The sequence below is a fragment of the Chryseobacterium sp. YIM B08800 genome (genome assembly GCF_026163565.1).
Taxonomy (GTDB): domain Bacteria; phylum Bacteroidota; class Bacteroidia; order Flavobacteriales; family Weeksellaceae; genus Chryseobacterium.
In genome coordinates this window covers 1-3,164 of the sequence record NZ_JAPDKN010000102.1, presented here as the reverse complement: position 1 = coordinate 3,164, position 3,164 = coordinate 1, and the positions used below count along the sequence as shown (strand labels likewise).

Here is a 3,164-nt window from a genome sequence, read left to right as displayed (position 1 = left end):
ACCAAAAACGGAATACAAGTATATTATACCAATGTTTTGTTTAATGAAATACAAACATTATTATCGGTTAATTATTACGACACCTATCCAGCAGGAACTCCCGCAATCCCTACTCAAATTTTAGGACAGGATATTCTTTCGCAAGACTCACAGAATTCAAATACCAGTACCAAAAGTTTACCAGTGGCTTCTTATGTGAAAAATATTGAAAACGACAAATGGACTCAAAATTATACATGGTACGATACTAAAGGAAGAGCAATCGGAACACATTCTATTAATCATTTAGGAGGTTATACGAAAACAGAATCTGAGCTTGATTTTTCGGGGACTCCAAAGATGGCTATTACCAGACACAAAAGATTGGATAGTGATACCGAAAGAGTGATTACCGAAAACTTTACTTATGATCATCAAAACAGATTATTAACCCATACTCATCAAGTTGATAATAATCCTGTGGAATATCTAGCTCAGAATAAGTACAATGAACTTTCACAGTTAGAATATAAAAAAGTGGGTGGAACGAGCTTAAACTCGCCATTGCAGCAGGTAGATTACAAATACAACATCCGAGGCTGGATGACACAGATCAACAATCCTGCTGATTTAAGCGGTGGAGATTTGTTTGGTTATAAAATCAAATATAATCAGGTAGAAGGTGAGCAGACTCCTAATAATGATTTTACAAATCTTCAGGTAAAACCTAAATACAACGGTAACATTGCAGAAGTAGACTGGAAAACCAGTACAACAACAGGAGATAATTTAAGAAGATATGGTTATGTTTATGATGGCTTAAACAGATTATTAGCAGGTTTTTACCAGAAGGACACCAATCCAACTGCGAAAGAGTACTTTGAGAAACTGGACTATGATCTTAACGGAAATATCACCAATCTGAAAAGATCGGAAGGAATATTAGGAGGAAGTTCCACTGCAATGACAATTGACAACCTTAACTATAATTACACAGGAAACAGGTTGAATTCAGTTACCGATATTTCGGGGCAATACAGTGGTTATCCCGATACTTCAGGAAATACAATTAATTATGACCTTAATGGAAATATGAAGAATCATATTGATAAAGGAATCTTGCAAATTGATTACAGTTTTCTGAATCTTCCCAATTATATTATGTTCAATGAAGGACTTTCAACAAGAACAGGGATTATCAGAAATAATCTCACGTATATCTATCGCGCTGATGGTACTAAATTAAAAAAAATCTATAAGTATGCTCCATATGATCCTTTTGGAACGGCTCAACAATTAGAAACAATAGAAACAGATTATCTTGACAGTTTTCAGTATGAAGGAAAATATGTAAGTTCGGGAGGTCCAAAAGGTGGAGGTTTCATATTTGTTACTTCATTACAATTTGTGCCAACCTCAGAAGGATATTTTGATTTTGTGAAAAATAAGTATATTTACAATTACAGCGACCACTTAGGAAATACGAGATTAAGTTATTTCCATAATGGAAGCAGCATAGAAGTTCTAGAAGAAAATAATTATTATCCTTTTGGGTTGAAACATGAAGGGTATAATGCATTGGCTGGAAACCCAAGTTATAATTATAAATATAATGGAAAGGAACTCCAAGAATCTGGAATGTATGATTACGGCGCAAGATTTTATATGCCGGATATTGGTAGATGGGGTGTCGTGGATCCATTGGCGGAGAGAGACCGAAGATGGAGTCCATACAGATATGCATACAATAACCCTCTTCGTTTTATTGATCCTGATGGTTTATGGGAAATAGAAATTAAGGAGAGAGAGATCATGAAAAAAGGTAAAGGAACAGGTAAGATGGAAAACTATATTAGTTTTGTTGCTCAAGAAGGAGACAATATAAATACTTTAGCTGAGCAAACAGGATTAGACTTAGACCAACTTACAAAAGGTCTTGAAGGAGTAGAAATAAAAGAAGGTACAAGTTTAGATAAATTAGGAATTGAAAAAGTTGATAAGATGATTGGAACAATTAATAAGTACATAAGTGATCAACGTTTGGCATGGGATTCCAATTGTTGGGGAACATCTATTTCTATGGGAAGAAAAGGAAATGTAGATTTTAACGTTGATAAAAAAAATACGGGCATAATTCCAGATGCATACAGAGCTGATGAAATCTTACAGAGTGAATTTAAACAAACTAATAAACCTTCTTTTGGAGATGTAAGAAGATATGCCTATCCAAACGGAAGTGAGGATGTAGATAAAGGAAATAAGGCTGGAGGAACATCTCATTATGCTACTTTTCTATTGCAAAACGGTGCAGGTACAGTTTATATTTTTAGTAAAAATGGTGCTGGTGAAAAGGGTTTATGGCATGCTGGATCTGAGCAAAAAGTTGTAGGAGATGGTTATGGACCTCCTACACCTATAGGAACAGGTAGTCCTAATTACAAGAAGAAGTAGTTTTCGACACAATTATAATTGCATTATTATGAAATTTAAAATAATATTCTTAGTGTTATTCATTTCTATGTTAACATCTGCGCAAATTGAAAATCTATCCAAGTTCAGAACTGATAAGTATGAAGATGATTTGACTATATTTAAAATCAAAGGAAAAAAATATAAGACTGATTTTAAAAAAAGATTTGTAACAGATAATTCAACCATTTTTGAAAATAAATCAGATGATATTATTCATTTTATGATTTTTGATAAAAGATATTTATTCGTCGGTTATTTTAATAATACAATTCAGCAACAAATGTCGAGTAGAGGATATGAAATTCGAGATTTGGATAAGTTAATTGTTGTTGATTTAGAAATCCCTTCAAATAAGTGGACATATCAGTTTAATGGTAAAACAACGATGGGTCATATAACAGGTTTTAATCCTAAAGATGGAGATATTGTTTACAATACCCATGTAAAGCCTTTACAAGATAAGTAATCTTCCTAACTAGCAGATAAAAAAACCTCGTAACTTGCGAGGTTTTTATCAATACAAGTACAACGGTAAAGAACTCCAAGAGACCCCCTCGCTCCCGCACGATTGTATCGTGTGGCAGATAAATAATAACCCTCGCAAAATTGCGAGGGTTCTTTTTTTATATACCTTGTAAAACGTTTGCAAGATTGTCCTTTACCCGCTGCGCATTCTATGACAAAAAGCAAATAAAAACCGTTAAAATTTAAGA

The 3,164-nt window shown here is 33.6% G+C and carries 3 protein-coding genes; 2 read left to right on the top strand and 1 reads right to left on the bottom strand.

The window, feature by feature from the left end:
- Positions 1-2,430: RHS repeat-associated core domain-containing protein (locus OEW74_RS19460; protein ID WP_265430060.1), on the top strand; the 2,430-nt coding region annotated here is incomplete at its 5' end.
- Positions 2,431-2,458: 28 nt separating this feature from the next.
- Complete coding sequence (locus OEW74_RS19455) at positions 2,459-2,917, top strand: hypothetical protein (RefSeq protein WP_265430059.1); 459 nt, start codon at positions 2,459-2,461, stop codon at positions 2,915-2,917.
- 5 nt (positions 2,918-2,922) lie between these two features.
- Here OEW74_RS19455 and OEW74_RS19450 read toward each other — a convergent pair.
- Positions 2,923-3,164, bottom strand: a 242-nt coding sequence (locus tag OEW74_RS19450) for a hypothetical protein (protein WP_265430058.1), incomplete at its 5' end; no start/stop codon positions are given.

Coding starts and splice junctions, on each gene's coding strand:
- OEW74_RS19455 (WP_265430059.1), top strand. CDS start 2,459: ATGAAATTTAAAATAATATTCTTAGTGTTATTCATTTCTATGTTAACA.